Annotated in this window: 17 protein-coding genes; 8 read left to right on the top strand and 9 right to left on the bottom strand. The window is 64.6% G+C overall.

The genetic code is table 11. The features are described 5' to 3' along the window. Window positions 1-9 precede the first annotated feature (9 nt). The 3 genes from SxD43FB_RS00240 to hemA all read left to right on the top strand — a co-directional run bounded on the left by SxD43FB_RS00240 (window position 10) and on the right by hemA (window position 2,779). Complete coding sequence (locus tag SxD43FB_RS00240; RefSeq protein ID WP_096060498.1) at window positions 10-555, top strand: nucleotidyltransferase family protein; 546 nt, start codon at window positions 10-12, stop codon at window positions 553-555. 52 nt (window positions 556-607) lie between these two features. Next, the gene (murI, locus tag SxD43FB_RS00235; protein ID WP_069066811.1) at window positions 608-1,411 is read left to right on the top strand and encodes a glutamate racemase; all 804 of its coding nucleotides are present in this window, start codon (window positions 608-610) and stop codon (window positions 1,409-1,411) included. A gap of 141 nt (window positions 1,412-1,552) precedes the next feature. Further along, window positions 1,553-2,779, top strand: a complete 1,227-nt coding sequence (gene hemA / locus SxD43FB_RS00230; protein ID WP_037474500.1) for a 5-aminolevulinate synthase — start codon at window positions 1,553-1,555, stop codon at window positions 2,777-2,779. 189 nt (window positions 2,780-2,968) lie between these two features. Here hemA and SxD43FB_RS00225 read toward each other — a convergent pair whose 3' ends face one another. After that, the gene (locus SxD43FB_RS00225; protein ID WP_096060497.1) at window positions 2,969-3,613 is read right to left on the bottom strand and encodes a methyltransferase domain-containing protein; all 645 of its coding nucleotides are present in this window, start codon (window positions 3,611-3,613) and stop codon (window positions 2,969-2,971) included. Beyond that, window positions 3,610-4,830, bottom strand: coding sequence for a DUF3419 family protein (locus SxD43FB_RS00220; RefSeq protein WP_096060496.1), 1,221 nt, complete (start codon window positions 4,828-4,830; stop codon window positions 3,610-3,612). Before SxD43FB_RS00220 ends, SxD43FB_RS00225 begins: the two co-directional genes overlap by 4 nt. A gap of 132 nt (window positions 4,831-4,962) precedes the next feature. On the opposite strand from SxD43FB_RS00220, the gene SxD43FB_RS00215 reads away from it, so the two are divergent. Beyond that, window positions 4,963-5,958 carry a ligase-associated DNA damage response exonuclease gene (locus SxD43FB_RS00215; protein ID WP_096060495.1) on the top strand — a complete coding sequence of 332 codons (996 nt, stop codon included), beginning with the start codon at window positions 4,963-4,965 and terminating at the stop codon, window positions 5,956-5,958. 94 nt (window positions 5,959-6,052) lie between these two features. Further along, complete coding sequence (locus SxD43FB_RS00210) at window positions 6,053-7,636, top strand: cisplatin damage response ATP-dependent DNA ligase (protein WP_096060494.1); 1,584 nt, start codon at window positions 6,053-6,055, stop codon at window positions 7,634-7,636. 81 nt (window positions 7,637-7,717) lie between these two features. Here the strand turns inward: SxD43FB_RS00210 and SxD43FB_RS00205 are convergent, their stop codons facing one another. Further along, complete coding sequence (locus SxD43FB_RS00205) at window positions 7,718-8,281, bottom strand: fasciclin domain-containing protein (protein WP_069064773.1); 564 nt, start codon at window positions 8,279-8,281, stop codon at window positions 7,718-7,720. A gap of 196 nt (window positions 8,282-8,477) precedes the next feature. On the opposite strand from SxD43FB_RS00205, the gene SxD43FB_RS00200 reads away from it, so the two are divergent. The 3 genes from SxD43FB_RS00200 to SxD43FB_RS00190 all read left to right on the top strand — a co-directional run bounded on the left by SxD43FB_RS00200 (window position 8,478) and on the right by SxD43FB_RS00190 (window position 12,299). Further along, complete coding sequence (locus SxD43FB_RS00200) at window positions 8,478-9,683, top strand: saccharopine dehydrogenase family protein (RefSeq protein WP_096060734.1); 1,206 nt, start codon at window positions 8,478-8,480, stop codon at window positions 9,681-9,683. Between the two features lie 104 nt (window positions 9,684-9,787). Beyond that, on the top strand, window positions 9,788-10,960 hold the full coding sequence (locus SxD43FB_RS00195; RefSeq protein WP_096060493.1) for a carboxynorspermidine decarboxylase: 1,173 nt from the start codon (window positions 9,788-9,790) through the stop codon (window positions 10,958-10,960). 148 nt (window positions 10,961-11,108) lie between these two features. Then, window positions 11,109-12,299 carry a type III PLP-dependent enzyme gene (locus SxD43FB_RS00190; RefSeq protein ID WP_096060492.1) on the top strand — a complete coding sequence of 397 codons (1,191 nt, stop codon included), beginning with the start codon at window positions 11,109-11,111 and terminating at the stop codon, window positions 12,297-12,299. 70 nt (window positions 12,300-12,369) lie between these two features. Here SxD43FB_RS00190 and SxD43FB_RS00185 read toward each other — a convergent pair whose 3' ends face one another. Genes SxD43FB_RS00185 through SxD43FB_RS00160 form a run of 6 tightly spaced genes read right to left on the bottom strand, consistent with a single transcriptional unit; the run spans window position 12,370 to window position 18,495 of the window. Continuing rightward, window positions 12,370-13,575, bottom strand: coding sequence for a class I SAM-dependent RNA methyltransferase (locus SxD43FB_RS00185; protein ID WP_096060491.1), 1,206 nt, complete (start codon window positions 13,573-13,575; stop codon window positions 12,370-12,372). Continuing rightward, window positions 13,572-14,954, bottom strand: a complete 1,383-nt coding sequence (locus tag SxD43FB_RS00180) for an NAD(P)H-hydrate dehydratase (RefSeq protein ID WP_096060490.1) — start codon at window positions 14,952-14,954, stop codon at window positions 13,572-13,574. Before SxD43FB_RS00180 ends, SxD43FB_RS00185 begins: the two co-directional genes overlap by 4 nt. Beyond that, window positions 14,951-15,313: a hypothetical protein gene (locus tag SxD43FB_RS00175; RefSeq protein WP_255245553.1), complete on the bottom strand. Its 363-nt coding sequence runs from the start codon at window positions 15,311-15,313 to the stop codon at window positions 14,951-14,953. Before SxD43FB_RS00175 ends, SxD43FB_RS00180 begins: the two co-directional genes overlap by 4 nt. Continuing rightward, window positions 15,310-16,026, bottom strand: a complete 717-nt coding sequence (locus SxD43FB_RS00170) for an N-formylglutamate amidohydrolase (RefSeq protein ID WP_096060489.1) — start codon at window positions 16,024-16,026, stop codon at window positions 15,310-15,312. The genes SxD43FB_RS00175 and SxD43FB_RS00170 overlap by 4 nt, the downstream gene beginning before the upstream one ends. Continuing rightward, complete coding sequence (locus SxD43FB_RS00165) at window positions 16,023-16,904, bottom strand: 4-(cytidine 5'-diphospho)-2-C-methyl-D-erythritol kinase (protein WP_096060488.1); 882 nt, start codon at window positions 16,902-16,904, stop codon at window positions 16,023-16,025. The genes SxD43FB_RS00170 and SxD43FB_RS00165 overlap by 4 nt, the downstream gene beginning before the upstream one ends. After that, window positions 16,891-18,495 (bottom strand): tetratricopeptide repeat protein, encoded by a 1,605-nt coding sequence (locus SxD43FB_RS00160; RefSeq protein WP_096060487.1) that lies wholly within the window; start codon window positions 18,493-18,495, stop codon window positions 16,891-16,893. The genes SxD43FB_RS00165 and SxD43FB_RS00160 overlap by 14 nt, the downstream gene beginning before the upstream one ends. Window positions 18,496-18,498: the final 3 nt, after the last annotated feature.

The raw sequence follows: 18,498 nt of genomic DNA, 5'->3' as shown, positions 1-18,498 counted from the left end.
TTTGCCGTGATGCACGACCAGGAATTGATCCGTATATTGGCCGACGACCCCTTTCGGTTGCAGGCTCTGTCGATCGTTCGGGCGCTCGACCTTGCGGATGGTTGGATCGGCGCTGGCTTCGTGCGCGACGCCATATGGGACCGATTGCATGGCCGCCCTGTCCAGCCACCCATCGGCGACATAGACGTCCTTTGGTTTAATGCCGCCAGAGCCACGCCTGAGGTGGATAAAGGTCTTGAAGCCTCACTCCTCCCTCATTCGCCGGACTCGATCTGGTCCGTAAAAAACCAGGCGCGTATGCATGATCGCAACGGAGATACGCTCTATACCGATGTCGCAGATGCGATGCGACACTGGCCAGAAACGGCTACGGCTGTGGCGGGTTGGCTGTCGCGGTCAGGGCAAATTGAAATCAATGCACCCTACGGCTTGGACGATCTATTTGCTCTGCGGCTGCAACCGACGCCGGATTTTGTGACGAGCAAGCGCGCCATCTTTGACGCACGGGTTCGCAGCAAGCGGTGGCAGGAGCGCTATCCCTTACTCCGCTCCTGACAGCTTCCCAATAGTTGACACCCTCGCTCGATGTCGCGACATGGTCGGCATAATGACCGTCGCATCCTCCGCCCCGATCCTGTTTTTCGATTCCGGCGTCGGGGGTCTGTCCATCCTTGCACCTGCGCGCGCGCTGATACCTACGGCGCCAGTGATTTACGCCGCCGACAGCGCGGGCTTTCCCTATGGGACCAAGAGCGAGGCGGAGATTGCGGCGCGGGTGCCCGCGTTGCTAGGGCGGCTGGTCGAACGCTATCGGCCGCGCCTTGCCGTCATTGCCTGCAACACCGCGTCTACCATCGCGCTCCAGCATGTGCGCGCCGCGCTCGACATTCCGGTCGTCGGCACCGTCCCGGCGATAAAGCCCGCTGCCCTGGCGTCCAAAAGCCGCGTGTTCGGCGTACTCGGCACTGCCGCCACCGTGCGCCAGCCCTATGTCGATCGGCTCGCCGCCGAACATGGCGCGGACTGCATCATGCTGCGCCATGGCAGCGCGGCGCTGGTCGAACTGGCCGAGGCGAAGCTGCGCGGCGAACCGCTCGATCCCGCCATCGCCCGCACCGCGCTGGCAGGATTGACCGAACAGCCCGGCGGCGATCGGATGGATGTAGTGGCGCTCGCCTGCACCCATTTTCCGCTGGTCGAGGCCGAACTGGCGGCCGCTGCACCTCGTCCGCTCACCTTCGTCCACGGCGGCGACGGCATTGCCCGGCGCATCGCCTTTCTGACGCAGGGCCAGCCCTGGCCCGACACGCCGCCACCGGGCATAGCGATATTCACGCGCGTCGATGACAAGGTCCGCGCCCTCGTCCCGGCGCTCGCCCGCTACGGTCTTTCCCGCCTGGAACAGCTATAATATAGAGGCTTGGACAAAAGGTCCGATATCACTGATCGGTATTTCCCCCTATGTCTGCGAGCGGTTAGCGCTGGTAATGCGCGCCATCTACCGGTAAACGCCGCACCCAGAGGATGCGGGCCATCAAGGGATAGGGCGAGCGTGAACTACAAGCATATCTTTGCGCAGGCGATCGACCGTCTTCATGAAGAAGGCCGGTATCGGGTGTTCATCGACATCCTCCGCAATCGCGGTTCCTACCCCAATGCGCGCTGTTTCCACGGCCATAATGGCCCCAAGCCGATTGCCGTCTGGTGTTCGAACGACTATCTCGCCATGGGCCAGCATCCCAAGGTGATCGCCGCGATGGAAGAGGCGCTGCACGATGTCGGCGCGGGTTCCGGCGGCACGCGCAATATCGGCGGCAACACCCATTATCATGTCGATCTGGAAGGCGAACTGGCCGACCTGCATGGCAAGGAAGCCGCCCTGCTGTTCACGTCGGGCTATGTCTCGAACGAAGCGACGCTGGCGACGCTGGCGCGACTGCTGCCCGGCTGCATCATCTTTTCCGACGAACTCAACCATGCCAGCATGATCGCGGGCATCCGCAATTCGGGCTGCGAAAAGCGCGTCTTCCGTCACAATGATGTCGAGCATCTGCGCGAATTGCTGGCTGCCGAAGACCCCGAAGCCCCCAAGCTGATCGCCTTCGAAAGCGTCTATTCGATGGACGGCGATGTCGCGCCGATCGCGGAAATCTGCGACCTGGCCGACGAGTTCAACGCGCTCACCTATCTCGATGAAGTCCATGCCGTGGGCATGTATGGCGCGCGCGGCGGCGGCATTTCGGAACGCGACGATGTCGCGGATCGGCTGACCATCATCGAAGGCACGCTCGGCAAGGCGTTCGGCGTCATGGGCGGCTATATTGCGGCCGACCAGATGATCGTCGATGTGATCCGCAGCTATGCACCCGGCTTCATCTTCACCACCTCGCTGTCGCCCGTGCTGGTCGCCGGCGTGTTGGCGAGCGTGCGCCACCTCAAGGCGTCGAGCGAAGAGCGCGAGGGCCAGCAGGCCGCTGCCGCGATGCTCAAGACGATGATGGCGGACGCTGGCCTGCCGGTCATGCCGTCGGTGACGCATATCGTCCCGCTGATGGTCGGCGATCCGGTCAAGGCCAAACGGATCAGCGACATCCTGCTCGCCGAATATGGCGCCTATGTGCAGCCCATCAACTATCCCACCGTCCCGCGCGGCACCGAGCGCCTGCGCTTCACGCCCGGCCCGGCGCACACCGAAGCGATGATGCGCGACTTGGTGAACGCGCTGGTCGAGATTTGGGATCGGCTGGATTTGGAGAAGGCGGCGCGGCGCGCGGCTTGAATTCTCGCCGCAAGACCACGTCATCCGTTCGCCCTGAGCTTGTCGAAGCCTGTCCTGAGCGCCTGCCTTGCAGGCAGTCGAAGGGGGCCTTACTTCCTTGAGTAAGGCAAGAGGCTTCGACAGGCTCAGCCCGAACGGCCGGGGGGGTTGGTGCGTAATCAGTAGTTCTCCCTGCAGCGAGAGGTAGGGCTAACCCAACGCCACGCCACCCCGTAGCGCATAACCGCGATACAGCGGCCGGACGCTGGCTTCACCGCCAACGTCCCCCGCCACTTTCTCGATCGCCGCTCCCAGCACATGGCGCGGCGTCACATGGAACCGCGCCAGCCAGCCGAACAGCACCCGCCGCCACACAGCCGGCCAGCCTTCCTGCTGCCCGAAATCGACGACTTCGAGTCGACCGCCCGGCGCAACGCAGCGCGCGGCTTGCGCCAGTGCCGCCTCCCACTGCGGGATCATCGAAAGCGCATAACTGATGAACACCCGGTCGAACGTGGCTTGGCCGAACAGCGCCATCGGATCGAAATCGACGGCATCGCCCTGCGCCAAGCGGACGCAGCGCGCCATGCCGACTCGTTCGACCGACAATTGCGCGGTGTCGAGCATCGCCTGCGAAATATCGACGCCGTACAGCCGCGCATGGGGCCAGGCCTTGCCCACCGCGATCAAATTGCGCCCCGTGCCGCAGCCAATCTCCAGCACGCTTCCACCCGATGGCGGGGAGAGGTCAGCGATCAGGCCGTCCCGACCCAGCAGATAATATTTGCGGGTGATGTCATAGATGTGGCGCTGCCAGCGATAGGTGCCGTCCATCAACCGCCCATGGTCGCTCACAGCGCGTCCTTCAGCACATAGAGATGGACGCCGCCATAAATGGCCGACCGGTCGCGCGCGGTATAGTCGAGCGATGCTTCGGCTTGATACGCCCAGCGGTCCAGCACAGCGTCCACCACCCGGCCCGGCAGGATGCTGGGTTCGCCCGCCGTGCGGAACAGCACCCGTGCGCCGGGCCTGGCCGTCCGCGTGATCTGCGCCCAGAGCGCGTTCAACTGCTCGTCATCCATCCAGTCCTGCGCATCGAGCAGGATGTAGCGATCCGCCGATGCATCAGGCTGTTCGCGCAGGAAGTCGGTGAAGTTGGCATGGCGCACATCGACGCGGTCTGCGCGCGCCCGGACGGCATCATGATTGGCGGCCTGCAAATAGGGCGGCAATGGCCCTTCACCGCCGTCATAGCCCCGGCCGAACGCCTGCACCGCGAAATAATTATCCTTCAGGTCGAAGTCGCAGGCCAGCTTCTCAAGCCGGGCCTTCAACACCACGTCCATGCGCGCGTCACCGGCCAGCGCCTCGAACTGCGCGGGCGGGATACCCAGGCCGAAGAGCGAGGCGGGCTGGCTGGTGAGCCAGCGGACAAAAGCGCGGTCGAAGATCGGCGCTACCTCCCGCTCGAAAATCTCGCGCTGTTCGGCGCGCGACGTCGCCGCCAGCATCCGCCGCAGGTCCACGCCATGCACCCGCGCCAGCAGATGCGCCGCGCCGATGAAGCGGCCCAAAAGCCCATGTTTGTAGATACCACGTGCGAATCCGCCGATCCGGCGCCGCCCGATCAAGTCGCGTCCTTCCCAATAGCGCCGCGTCGCTTCATCGAGGTGCGGCGCGACGATGTCGCGATAGGCGGCGATATTTTCCTTGCTATCCGCCTGCGCGAAAAAGCGGTGGAAGGCGGCATGGTCGGGCAAGGTCCGTGCCGCCATCAGCTTCAACTTGTTAAGCGCGATATGCGCGGTGTTGAGATCGACGGCGGTGATCTTGGCCGGATCGGCGGTCAGGTAGGACAATACGTTGCAGCCCCCCGACGCGATCGTCACGACATGGCTGTCGGGCGTGATCGCCAGCGCTTCCATGTCGACGGCGGGGTCTTCCCAAATCTGGGCATAGACTAGGCCGCGAAAGGCGAAGGTGAAGGCGCGCTCCAGCAGCCCCTGTTTGGACAGATGCCGGTGGCGATGCACCGCGCGCGTGACGTTCTGATGTGCCGGTGCCGCCATGTCCTTCAAGCCTCCTCGCAGTCGGGTCGTGGGCGGCGCATAGGGCAGATGCGTGTCGTGGCCGTGACGATAGCGTTACGTCCTTGTGACCAGCTTGCGGAACCGCTGGCGCGCTCACATCTTCTGGAGGGAATGGCTCACTGGATCGAACCCCACCCCACCGGCATCTATGTCCGCCCCGCCGATGCCTGGATCGATCCGTCGATGCCGCGCGAACGCGCGCTGGTAACCCATGGCCATGCCGATCATGCGCGCGGCGGCCATGGCCATGTCTGGGCCACGCGCGAAACGCTGGCGATCATGGGGCTGCGCTATGGCACTGTGTCGGGCACGCCGGTCGGCTATGGCGAAGAAATCCGGCTGGGCGGCGTCACCATCCGCTATGTGCCTGCGGGTCATGTGCTGGGATCGGCGCAGATCGTATTGACTCATGCAGGTGAGCGGGTTGTCGTGACCGGCGATTATAAGCGTCGCCCCGACCCCACTTGTCCCCCGTTCGAGCCGGTGCCCTGCGACATCTTCGTTACCGAAGCGACCTTCGGCCTGCCCGTCTTCCGCCATCCCGACACGGGCAGCGAGATCGACCGGCTGCTCGCCGCGCTCCACGCCAATCCTGACCGGAGTGTTTTGGTGGGCGCCTATGCGCTGGGCAAGGCGCAGCGGGTCATCTGTGAACTGCGCGCGCGCGGGCATAGCGACCCCATCTACCTCCATGGCGCGATGGAACGCATGTGTGCGCTCTATGCCGAACTCGGCGTCGAGATGGGCGACCTGCGCCCCGCCACCGGCGTCGCGGCCAAGGATATGCGCGGCGCGATCGTCGTCGCCCCGCCCTCCGCGCTCAACGACCGCTGGAGCCGCCGCCTGCCCGACCCGATCACGGCCATGGCGTCAGGCTGGATGCGCGTGCGTCAGCGGGCGCGGCAGAAGAATGTCGAACTGCCGCTGATCCTGTCCGACCATGCCGACTGGGACGAATTGACCGACACGATCCGCGAGGTCGCCCCCACCGAAACCTGGATCACCCATGGCCGCGAGGAAGCCCTGCTCCACTGGTGCATGACCCACCAGATTCGGGCGCGGGCGCTGGCCCTGGTCGGGCGCGATGACGAGGAGGAGGAAGGGTGATGGCCAAGACATGCCCCCACCCGTTCGGTTCGAGCTTGTCGAGAACTGCTCCTCCCCCGTTCTCGACAAGTTCGAACCGAACGGAGGTGGGATCATGAGGCCATTCTCCCAACTGCTCGACGCGCTCGTCTACACTCGCTCGCGCAATGGCAAGCTGGCGCTGATCGCCACCTATCTGCGCACGGCACCAGACCCGGATCGTGGCTGGGCGCTCGCCGCGCTGACCGGCAATCTCGACCTCAAGGCGGTCAAATCCTCCGCTATCGGCGAGATGATCCGCGCTCGCGTCGATCCTGTCCTCTACGAAATGAGCCGCGACTATGTCGGCGATCTTGCCGAAACCGTCGCCCTGCTCTGGCCCCCACCGCCCAATGAACCGCCCGACTTGGACGATGGCACGTTGACGCTGGCCACGGTGGTCGATCGCCTCCACGCCACCAGCCGCGCCGCCGCGCCTGACGTCTTAGCGCAGATGATGAACCATCTCGACGCATCGGGCCGCTTCGCCTTGCTCAAGCTCGCAACCGGGGGCCTGCGCGTTGGCATCTCGGCACGCCTCGCCAAGACGGGCTTTGCGCAGGCGTTCGGCCTCGATGTCGATGATGTCGAACAGGTCTGGCATTCCCTGATCCCGCCCTATGCCGAGTTGTTCGACTGGGCGGAGGGGCGCACCGAACGCCCCGACCCATCGGGCACCCCCTTCTTCCGCCCTTTCATGCTCGCCCATCCGCTCGAAGCCGACAGCGTCGACCTTATCGACTATGTCGCCGAATGGAAATGGGACGGCATCCGCATCCAGATCGTCGGCACGGGGAGCGAGACCCGCCTCTACAGCCGCGCGGGCGACGATATTTCCGCCAGCTTCCCTGAAATCGCGGCCGCCTTCACCGGCCATGCCGTGCTGGACGGCGAATTGCTGGTGCGCGGCGATTTTCAGGGCGGCGAAGCGGCGAGTTTCAACGCCCTGCAACAACGGCTTGGCCGCAAAGTCGTCAGCGCCAAAATGCAGGCGGATTATCCCGCTTTCGTCCGCCTCTACGACCTGCTGCTCGACGGCGACGAGGATTTGCGCGCCTTCCCCTGGACCGACCGCCGCGCCCGGCTCGAAGCCTATATGCCGCAGCTCGACGCGACCCGCTTCGACCTGTCCACCATCATCGACGCCGACGATTTCGACGCGCTCGCCGATATCCGCGCCGGTGCCCGCGACGCCGCGATCGAAGGGGTAATGCTCAAGCGCCGCGACAGCCCCTATGTGGCTGGGCGCAAGGCCGCGCTCTGGTATAAATGGAAGCGCGATCCGCTGACCGCCGATTGCGTGATGATGTACGCCCAGCGCGGCCACGGCAAACGCTCATCCTTTTATTCGGACTATACGTTCGGCTGCTGGACGGCGGACGGCGAACTGCATCCGGTCGGCAAGGCCTATAGCGGCTTCACCGACGAGGAACTCAAGATGCTCGACCGCTTCGTTCGCCAGAATACGGTGGCACGCTTCGGCCCGGTGCGGGAAGTCGAAAAATCACTCGTGCTGGAGGTCGCGTTCGACAGCATCCACGACAGCAAGCGCCACAAATCGGGCCTTGCCATGCGCTTTCCCCGCATCGCCCGGATCAGGCGCGATAAACCTGCGGCAGAGGCGGATACGGTGGAGGGTTTGAAGAAACTGGTGCGCTGAGCCTGCTTCACCAACACAAACGGGCCAGTAGCGGGAATATCCCGCCACTGGCCCGCCGTCCTTCATGTCACCCGACAAGGATCAGGGCATCAATACCGTGTCGATGACATGAATGACGCCGTTGGACTGGTTGACGTCAGCGATCGTCACCTTGGACGTGCCGCCCTTGGCATCCTGCAGATAGACGGCGTCGCCATCCTTCCATGCGGTAAGTGGCTGGCCTTCCACCGTGGTCAGCGTTGCCTTGCCACCGGCGGCCTGTGCGGCGGCGATGATGTCGGCGGCGTTCATCTTGCCCGCGACAACATGGTAGGTCAGGATCTTCGTCAGCGTCGCCTTATTTTCCGGCTTCACCAGCGTATCGACCGTACCGGCGGGCAGCTTGGCAAAGGCGGCGTTGGTCGGCGCGAACACGGTGAACGGCCCGGCGCTCTTGAGCGTATCGACAAGGCCAGCGGCCTTGACGGCGGCGACCAGCGTCGTGTGATCCTTCGAATTGACGGCGTTATCGACGATATCCTTGGTCGGATACATGGCCGCGCCGCCGACCATCGGGTTCTTTTCCATATGATGATTGGCCAGAGCCGCGCCACTGACGGACAACAGGGTCGCGGCCAGCGCCAGCGAGACGTTCGAGAATTTCATGGGCTTACTTCCTCTTCCACGCATCAGCTTGATAGGGATGCGATGCCCTTACGTTTGCGGACTGGATAAGGTTGCGCCACTGCCCCTTAAGGCATGTGCTGGGCGCCCCGCCCAAGCATCTGACTTTGCGCTGTCACGCCAAGCCCCTATATGGCCCTTTTAGCGCGCATGCCGCGTACAGGATATGGAGACGAGATTGAGCAAGGTTCTGGTCATCGGCGCAGGCGGCGTCGGGTCTGTCGCAGTTCACAAGATGGCGATGAACCCCGATATTTTCTCGCACATCACGCTGGCCAGCCGCCGCATCGTGAGTTGCGAGAAGGTCGCCGAATCGGTTCTGGCCCGCACCGGCGTCACCATCGACGTGGCGCAGGTCGATGCCGATGATGTCGCGGCCACGATCGCGCTGATTGAGAAGGTGCAGCCCAAGCTGGTCGTCAACCTGGCCCTCCCCTATCAGGACCTCAACATCATGGACGCGTGCCTCGCGACCAAAACCGACTATCTCGACACCGCCAATTACGAACCACGCGACACGCCCAAGTTCGAATATGGCTGGCAGTGGGCCTATCAGGATCGCTTCAAGGAAGCGGGCATCATGGCGCTGCTGGGTTCGGGATTCGACCCCGGCGTGACCAGCGTGTTCGCCAGCTACATCAAGAAGCATCTGCTTGATACGATCGACACGCTCGACATTCTCGATTGCAATGGCGGCGACCATGGCCAGCATTTCGCGACCAACTTCAACCCGGAAATCAACATCCGCGAAGTAACCGCGCCATCGCGTCACTGGGAGGCGGGCGAATGGGTCGAAGGCCCGGCGCTCAGCCACAAGCATACGTTCGATTTCGACCAGGTAGGCGAGAAGAATATGTACCTCATGTATCATGAGGAATTGGAAAGCCTCGCCAAATTCTATCCCGAAATCAAACGCATCCGTTTCTGGATGACCTTCGGCGATGCGTATCTGAAACATCTCGAAGTGCTGCAGAATGTCGGCATGACCCGCATCGACCCGGTCATGTATGAGGGCAAGGAGATCATCCCGCTCCAGTTCCTCAAGGCCGTGCTGCCCGAACCATCGAGCCTGGGTTCCACCACCAAGGGCAAGACTAATATCGGCGATATCGCAACCGGCGTGAAGGATGGCGAGGCCAAGACCGTCTATCTCTATCAGGTCTGCGATCATGAGGACGCCTATGCCGAAACCGGCAACCAGGCCGTGAGCTACACCACCGGCGTTCCTGCGATGATCGGCGCCGCCATGATGCTGACCGGCGCGTGGAAAGGCGAAGGCGTGTTCAATATCGAACAGTTCAATCCCGATCCCTTCATGGACATGCTCAACAAGCATGGCCTGCCCTGGCAGGTGAAGGAACTGGACGCGCCGCTGGCGTTTTAACACCTCGTCATCCCAGCGAATGCTGGGATCTCTCTTTTCTTTTGCGCCACGAGGAAGTGAGACCCCAGCGTTCGCTGGGGTGACGATGTGGCGGAGGATGATTCATGGAAACCAAAGCCGGCGATCCCGCCGCCTTCGCGCATTTCGACTTGTATCGCGTCCCCTCGCCCGCCTTTGTGGTGGATGAGGCCGCGATCCGGCGCAATCTGGCGATCCTCGCCGATGTTCGCGACCGCGCGGGCATCAAGGTGCTGGGCGCGCTCAAGGCCTTTTCCATGTGGTCGCTGGGCAGCGTCGTGAGCGAATATCTCGACGGCGTGTGCGCATCGGGCCTGTACGAAGCGCGCCTCGGCCGCGAGGAATATAAGGGCGAGGTCGCGACCTATTGTGCCGCCTACAAGCCCGACGATCTGGCCGAAATCCTCAAGATGTCCGACCATGTCATCTTCAACAGCCCCGGCCAGATCGCCCGCTTCAAGCCGCAGATCGACGCCGCCCGCGCCGCCGGGCATGATTTCGACATCGGCCTGCGCATCAACCCGCAAAACCCGGAGGGCGAGGTCGCCAAATATGACCCGTCGCAGCCGCACAGCCGCCTCGGCTTTCCCGTCAACCAGCTAACGCCCGATCATCTGTCGGGTGTCGACGGCATCCATTTCCATAATCTGTGCGAACAGGATTTGGCACCGCTGGAACGCACCTGGGCCGCGGTCGAACCGCATATCATGCCGCGCCTCTCGACCCTCAAATGGCTGAATTTCGGCGGCGGGCATCACATCACCCGCGCCGATTATCAGCGCGACGATCTCGTCGCCTTTCTCCAGGGCGTGAAGGCCAAGACCGGCCTCACTCTCTATCTGGAACCCGGCGAAGCGATGGCGCTCGACGCTGGCATCTTGGTCGGTGAAATTCTCGACGTGATCGACAACGGCATGCCGGTAGCGATCACCGACATCTCCGCCACGTGCCACATGCCCGACGTGATCGAGGCACCCTATCGCCCCGCGATGCTGCACGAGCCGAGCGAAGGCCCGTTGGTCCGACTCGGTGGTCCCTCCTGCCTTGCCGGGGACATTATTGGCGACTATCATGTGCCTGGCGGCGCGGAACCAGGCGCACGCATCGCCTTCCTTGACCAGGCCCATTATTCGATGGTCAAGACCAACACCTTCAACGGCGTCCCCCTGCCCGACATCTGGCTGTGGAACTCTGCCACCGACGAACTCCAGCAAATCCGGGCCTTTTCCTATCAGGACTTCAAGGCTCGTCTCTCCTGACGCACGGTTCGTGCGAGCACGCGCAACAAAATTTTCATATGCGCTTTACAGGGGGGACCCCCCCGACTATATCGGCCGTCCGCTGCCCCATGGGACTTCCACCGCAAGGCAGCTTCTTTCACCTTGACTACACTGGAGGTCCCTTGAATTGCACAAGCATCCTAGCGCGCTGGGGGTAGCAACCGCCCTCACACCGGCAGCACCGGTAACGCTTATTCGTCCCCAGGCCGCAGCCAGGGCAGCCCGATTCTTCGTCGAGAAGTTTCCGGGGCGCTCGCTCTATGCGGTGAAGGCGAACCCCTCGCCCGATTTGCTTCGGACATTGTGGGACAGCGGTATCTCGCACTATGACGTTGCTTCCATCGCGGAAGTGCGCCTCGTCGCCGAAACGCTGCCGGACGCGAAGCTTTGCTTCATGCATCCGGTCAAGGCTGAAGAAGCCATTGCCGAAGCCTATGCCGTCCATGGCGTGCGCACCTTCTCGCTCGACACGATCGACGAGCTGGACAAGATCATGCGCGCCACCAATGACGCGACCGATCTGGAACTGTGCGTCCGCCTGCGCGTATCGTCCGAGCATAGCGAATTGTCCCTCGCGTCGAAATTCGGCGCGGAACTGGGCGAGACCCGCGATCTGCTGATGGCCACCCGCCAGGCTGCCGATGCCCTTGGCATCTGCTTCCATGTCGGCAGCCAGGCGATGAGCCCGCAGGCCTATAGTGACGCCATCGAACGCGTCCGCGCGGCGATCGTCGATGCGGCGGTCACGGTCGACATCATCGATGTTGGCGGCGGCTTTCCGTCCATCTATCCCGGCATGGAGCCGGTCGCGCTCGAAAATTATTTCGACGCGATCCACCGTGGCTTTGAAAGCCTGCCGGTCAGCTATTCGTCCGAATTGTGGTGCGAACCCGGCCGGGCCTTGTCCGCCGAATATAGCTCCATCATCGTCCGGGTAGAGCGCCGTCGCGGCACCGAGCTCTACATCAATGACGGTGCCTATGGTGCCTTGTTCGATGCGGCGCATATCGGCTGGCGCTTCCCCGTCGCGCTGCTGCGCGAAGAGGATAGCATGGCGGAGCAGACCGGCTTCTCCTTCTATGGCCCCACCTGCGACGATATGGACCATATGGTCGGTCCGTTCATGCTGCCCGCCGATGTCGGCGTTGGCGACTATATCGAGATCGGCATGCTGGGCGCCTATGGCGCAGCGATGCGGACCGGCTTCAACGGCTTCACGTCGGAAGCGACGATCGAAGTGGAGGATGCGCCGATGGCCAGCCTCTATGCCGAAGCCGTACCCGCCCGCCGTCGCGCAACCGTCATCAAGCTGGGCTAAACCGACCTCGGTTTCCCTGTTGGAGAGGATGCCAGTCCCTCGCCGCTTCCCCCTGCGGCGAGGGACTTTTTTATCGGCGGAAGATACCGACCATCTCGACATGGGTGGACCAGCGGAATTGCCCGACCGGGCGCACGCTCTCCAGGCGATAGCCGCCCGCGATCAGATGCACCGCGTCGCGCGCGAAGCTTGCCGGATTGCAGGAGACATAGGCGATCACCGGCACGGTCGAGGCCGCCAGTTGCATCACCTGCTCGCGCGCACCCGCGCGCGGCGGGTCCAGCACGACGGCGGCAAAACGGTTGAGTTCCTCCGGCGTCAGCGGACGTCGGAACAGGTCGCGATGATCCGCCACCATCCGCCGCTGCGCCCGTTGTCCCGCCAGTTTGAGCGCCAGCACCACATCGCGCGCGCCCTCCGCCGCATAGACCGGCCGCGCCGCGCCCAGCGCCAGCGCAAAGGTGCCGAGGCCACTGAACAAGTCGGCAATCGCGCCCGTCTCCGGCATCGCATCGCGCACCGCCGCGACCAGCGCCGCTTCGCCATCTGGCGTCGCCTGCAGGAAGGAGAAAGCCGGAAAGCCTACCGCCACGCCACCGAATGTCACCGTTGCCGCTTCGGGTTCCCAGCGCGTCTGCGGCCCGTCGCCTTCGTCGATCGTCAGCCGGGCAAGCCCATGCGTCCGCGCGAAATCGCCCAGCCCTTCGTCCGCCGCCAGCCCCTCGACCCGCACCCCTTCGAGCAGCAGATCGACACCCTGGTCGATCAACGACATGCGGACATGCGCGGCCCGCTTGTCGGGCAGGATCAACGCCAGCAAATCCCGCAACGGCGCGAGCAGCGCGAACAGGCGCGGATCAAGAACCGAACACATGGTGAGGTCAATGAGCGTGTGGCTGCCCGCCTCCGCAAAGCCGATGGTGATCTTGCGCCCCGACCGCGCCGCGCGCAGCGACGCACGCCGCCGCGTCATCGGCGGCGACAGATGCGTCGGCAGCACCGTCTGCGCCGTCACCCCTTGTCCGGCGAGCGCCCCGACCACCCGCCCGGTCACGAAATCGGACAGGCTGGCGTCATCGAGATGCTGTAGTTCGCAGCCGCCACAGGCCGGAAAATGCACGCAGGGCGGCGCGACATGATGGGGTCCGCGCTCCACTGTGCCGTCGGGCAAAAGCCGGTCGCCCGGTGCGGTCAACGTCGCATGGCGGCCGTCGGCGGTGATGCCATCGCCCTTGGCGGCGATACGGATGATGATGTCTGGGTCGCTGTCTGTCACAATCGCGCGGCGATAGCCGCTGGCAGCGCATCAGGCAAATCATCGGCCACGAACGCCGCGCCCGACCGCCGCGCGGTATCGCCGTGCAGCCATACCGCCTCGCTCGCGGCACGAAAGGGATCGCCTGTAACCGCCAGTCGTCCGGCGACCAGCCCGGCCAGCACATCGCCGGTCCCGGCAGTCGACAGCCAGCTCGAAGCGCCTGCCGCCACGGCAACCCGTCCATCCGGCCCAGCGATCACGCTGTCCGCGCCCTTGTAGATCACCACCGCACCGCTTTGCGCCGCGGCCTGCCGTGCGCGATCGATCTTGCTGCCGGGCAGATAGCCGAACAGCCGTCGAAACTCGCCTTCATGCGGCGTCAGGATCGCGCCGCGCGGAATGGCATCGACCGCCAACAGCGTCAGCGCATCGGCATCCAGCACCAACCGATGGCCCGCCGCTACAACTGCCGCCAGCCGGTCGCGCGCGGCTGCATCGCGTCCCAGCCCCGGCCCCAACAGCACGATCGCGATTCGGTCATCGTCCAGCGCCTTCGCCACGTCCGCCGCCGTCTGCACCTGTTGATGAATGATGGCATCCGGCCCGGTCACCGCCCCATCCATGGCGAACAGCCGAACCATGCCAGCACCCGACACCGCCGCCGATCGCGCCGCCAGCCGCGCCGCGCCAGGCATCGATCCACCGACCACCGCCACAAGGCCGCGTGTATATTTATGCGCATCCGGCCCCGGCGCCATGAGCCGGGGCGGTTCCAGCCGGTGCACCTGATCCGGCGCAGCAATGCCGATCGGCGCAGTGATCAGCCTATCGAAGCAGCCCGCCGCCGGATAGAGAAGATGCGCGGGCTTTAAAGCGCCTAGCGCGATACAAAGCCCAAAGCGCGGCACGGCGGAGAGAAGCGCGCCACTGTCGGTGTCCACCCCGCTCGGCAGGTCGATGGCATGGCTATGGCTCGCCGCCTTGGTCAGTTCACCCAATCGCGCAGCAACTACCCCATCCAGCCCCCGCGACAGGCCCGTGCCGAACAGCGCATCCACCAGCTGCGTCGCAGGTGCGGTCGTAACCATATCCTCGACCAGCCCATCCCACTCGGCGCGGGCGCACTGGCTCGACGGCGTGCGGCTTTCGCACAGCGCCGCCACCCGCACCGCCACGCCCCGTTCGCGCAGCAACCGCGCAATCACATAGCCATCGCCGCCATTATTACCCGGCCCGCACAGGACCAGCGTATCGCGCCGCCCGCCTGCCCGCCAGATGATCGCCGCCGCCGCCGCGCCCGCTCGCTCCATCAGCGCATAATCTGCAACACCCGACGCAAACACCGCCTGCTCCGCCGCCCGCATTTGCGCAGCGGTCAGGATCGGCGTGGCCGTCATCGGGGCGCGGACCCCGCCACCTGAACCGACATGCGATAACGACCACCGCCGATACGGATCTCGATCTGATCCTTGTCGATCAACTGGAGCCTGGCTTCCTCCGCCCCGTCAGCGGCTTCCAGACCCCGCCCATCGTCCAGCACCGTGAAACGGCGAAAGCCGCCATCGGGATGCCGGATCGTCAGCATGTTCCCCGCTCGTTCAACCGCACAATCCCGCGCCCAGGCCGCATCAGGCCCGATCGCACATTCCACCATGCCGTCATCAACGCGCGCGTCCGGCCCATTGCCCAAAACAGCAGGATCGCTCCCGCACGCCGAAAGGCTCAGCAGCAACCCCCAATAGCCACATCGCATCATGTCAGCGCACTCCGGCAAGCCAGCACTACCGGCCCCAGCAGATCGGCAAAACGCCGCTGACCCGCCGCGTCACCGACCATATCCTGCCGCATCTCGATGCCGAGATAGGGGATGCCATTGGCTTCGGCATGGCGGTTCATCGTCGCGTTCAGCAGCTTGCCCGAATAGGGTTGCTGATCGCCGACGATCAGCCCTGCCGCCGCCAGCAAGGGAATGGCGATTCGCGCCGCGCGGTCATCCTCGCCATAAAGGATGCCGATCTCCCATGGCCGCTGCTGGTCCGGGTCGCTTGCCAGCCGGGGCGTAAAACTGTGGACGGACAGGATGAAGGGCGAGGCCATCATGGCCAGTCGCCGCTCGATCGCATGATGATAGGGATGATAGAAGCGCCGCATCCGGTCGGACAGGTCAGCAGCGCGATTGCCCGCAATCGCATGGCCATCGCTCATCACCGGCAACAGGCCGGGCGCATCCTCTTCGCGGTTGAGGTCGATCACCAGCCGCGACACGCCGCCCAATATCGCCGTGGCACCCAGTTGCGCCGCGAGAAGCCGACTGACCTCTGCCACGCCGATGTCGATCGCGATATGGTTGGCGAGCAGCGCCGGGTCGATGCCAAGGTCGATATCCTCCGGCACATGCGCCGACGCATGATCGGCAACGATCAGCAGGTCCAGCCCACCCTCTTCAACCAGGGTAAAGGCCTCGCTCATGCCGCGCCGATCCGTGTTTCCATCACCCACCAGTCGGGATGGGCGATGCGCACCGCCATTGCTGCGTCGGCCAAAGCGGCGTCATCCGCGAACAAGGCAAAGCAAGTTGCGCCCGACCCCGACATGCGTGCAAGCACCAGCCCCGGTTGCGCGTTGAGAGAAACCAGCACATCTGCGATCACCGGAGCCACCGCAATGGCCGGTGATTCCAGATCATTGCGGCCCGAACCTATCAGCGCGTCCAAACTCCCGGCATCCAAAGCCCCCCGATCCTGCCTGTCCCACCCGGCAAACACCTGCCCCGTCGGCACGGCCACACCCGGATTGACCAGCAGCATCGACATGCCCGCCAGCCCCTCAACGTCATGCCGCGCAAGCCCCTCACCCCGCCCCGTAACCAATTGCGTCACGCTGGCGATGCAAGCCGGCACGTCCGATCCCAGATCCAGCGCCAAAGCCGCCAATTCCCGCTCCTCGATCCGCACATCCCATAGCCGCACCAGCAGCCGCAGGGTCGCGGCGGCATCGGCCGATCCGCCACCAATCCCCGACGCCACCGGCAAGATCTTGGTCAGGCGGATCGCCGCACCCCTTTGTTCACCGAGATAGGATTGCAGCGCCCGCGCCGCCTTCACAACCAGATTGCCCGGCCCCGCGTCCAGCGCGCTGCCGAACGGCCCGTCAATCACCAGGTCGATCGCGCCATCATCGGTCGCCTGGCCGATCAGCCAGTCGCCATGCTCGGCAAAGACGAACAGGCTTTCCAGTGCATGATAGCCATCGTCCCGCCGCGCCCGCACATGCAGCGCGACATTGACCTTGGCATAGGCGGTTTCAATGAAGCTATCGGCCTCCAGCTCCGCGTCAGGGTGCGGCATATTCGGGCTTCAATCCTTCCTTGGTCTTGGCGGCAATCCGCGTCGCGACATCGCCTTCCGCATTGATCGACGCCGCGGCCCAGGCATAACGCGCTTCGTAACGACGCCCTGCGGTCCAGAGCGCATCGCCCAGATGCTCGTTGATCGTCACATCATCCGGGGCGCCCGCTGCCGCCCGTTCCAGCACGGGGACGGCGGCTTTGACGTCGCCCGTGACGAACTGCGCCCATCCCAGCGAATCGGTGATAGAGGGATCTTGCGGCTTGAGCGCGCTTGCCTTTTTGAGCATGTCGAGTGCCGCCGCGACATTCTGACGCCGCTCGATCTGCGCATAGCCCAGATAGTTGAGGATCACCGGCTCATTGGGGGCCATCGCCGCAGCCCGTTCGAGCACCGCGCGCGCTTCGTCCCAGCGCTTGCCCTGTTCCAGCGCACTGCCTTCGAACAGCAGCAGCGACCAGGGCGGGGCCGCATCGCCAAAACGCGCCTGCGCCGCCCGAAACGCGACTGCCGCGCCATCAAAATCCCGTTGTTCAGCGAGCAGGCGGCCCAGCCGCACATGGCGCTCCGCCTCCGCGTCAGGCTCCGCCGCCAGCGTACGTGCGAGCGTCAGCGCCGCATCCATCTGGCCATCGACCGCCAGTGCGTCCACCCGCTCCGCTTGCGCCAGCGCGCCATACCAGCCAGCAGGCGGCACCTTGTCCACTTGCGCGATCGCGGCTTTGGCAAAACCCGCAACCGTCAACAGCCGCGCGGCGATGATATGATTTTCCGGCGAATCAGGATCGGCAAAGGTCGCGATCCGCGCCAGCCGCAGCGCCAGCCCCACGCCCTCCCGATCCGACCCGATATCCACCGCCAACCGCGCCAGCAACCGCGCATAGCCCTGCGCCGGGGTCAGCGGCGCAGCCTTGATCCTGCGTCGCTCAATCTCGGCCCGCGCCTGTCTGAAATGCGCCTGGCCCGGTGGCAGCAGCAGCAGCGCTTCCGCCTTGGCCTTTCGCCCCGCCAATTGGGTGGCAAAGGACAGGCGCAACCCGGCATCGGCAGGGCGAAGGGCGATCGCCCGGCGCAGCGGCAACTTCGCGCCTTCGACATCACCCGCGTTCAACGCCAGCAGCGCCTGATGCTCATCGACATAGCGCTGCGCCAACGCCGCGAATCGATCCTTCGCATCGATGGCGAGCGGCACGGAACCACCTTCGCCCACCGCGATCCAGCTCCGCAAAATCGGGCCGAGAAAGGCGAAATTGCCCTCCTCTTCCATCCGGTCGGCGAGCGTTGCGGCGGCAATCCAATTGCGCTGCTCCAGCGCCTCGCCGATGCGCAGCAAGGTGCCATCGCGCGGCAGCAAGCCCGCCTGATCCAGCAAAGCCGCTGATCGCAGCGCCAGCGCCTTGTCCCCGCTCTCCAGCGCCTGAACATAGGCGCGCTCGGCGATTTCCACCCGGTCGGGGTCGAGCGCCAGCGCCTCGCCATAATGGGCGACGGCCAGCGCCAGCGCGCCGTCGCTGTCCGCCAACCGCGCCTGCGCATAGGTGTGCAGCGCGCTTTGCGGATCGACCGATGCCCCGGCGGCGGCGGGGACCATCAG

The sequence above is a fragment of the Sphingobium sp. D43FB genome, from assembly GCF_002312805.1.
Classification (GTDB): Bacteria; Pseudomonadota; Alphaproteobacteria; order Sphingomonadales; family Sphingomonadaceae; genus Sphingobium.
This window is presented reverse-complemented; position numbering and strand designations above follow the sequence as displayed.